Annotated in this window: 1 protein-coding gene; it reads left to right on the plus strand. The window is 62.6% G+C overall.

What is annotated here, in order from left to right; all coding sequences use genetic code 11:
* The first annotated feature begins 38 nt into the window (after window positions 1–38).
* Window positions 39–485 carry a pyridoxamine 5'-phosphate oxidase family protein gene (locus NR193_RS33335; protein WP_256754893.1) on the plus strand — a complete coding sequence of 149 codons (447 nt, stop codon included), beginning with the start codon at window positions 39–41 and terminating at the stop codon, window positions 483–485.
* The last annotated feature ends 12 nt before the right edge of the window (window positions 486–497 follow it).

A 497-nucleotide genomic window follows, 5' to 3' on the forward strand; every position in this document is an offset into this window, starting at 1 on the left:
GATGGCCCGACGGCCGAGAAGAACAGGAGATCGCATTGATGCTGGTCCGTACGCTTTCCGTGCTGGAATCGACCAAGCTGCTGTCGGCCAACCGCCTCGGCCACCTGGCATGCGCGAAGGATGGGCAGCCCTACGTCGTGCCCCTGCACTATGCCCATGCCGACAATCACCTCTATGCGTTCTCCTTGCCGGGTAAGAAGATCGACTGGATGCGGGCCAACCCGCTTGTGTCCGTCCAGGTTGGCGAACGCGGCCAGGGACGAGGATGGAGAAGCGTGATTGTCGATGGCCGCTATGAAGAACTGCCCGATCGCATCGGCCACAAGCTTGAGCGCGATCACGCGTGGTCGGTCCTGAGCCAGCACACCGACTGGTGGGAACCTGGCGCACTCAAGCCGGCCATTCCCCTGGTTGCCGACAGCCTCCCGCACGTTTTCTTCCGGATATCGATCGAGGATGTGTCCGGACGCGAAGCGAGCGAGTGAACAGCGGCCGCA

Origin of the sequence: Mesorhizobium sp. Mes31 (assembly GCF_024519675.1) — a bacterium.
Taxonomy (GTDB): domain Bacteria; phylum Pseudomonadota; class Alphaproteobacteria; order Rhizobiales; family Rhizobiaceae; genus Mesorhizobium.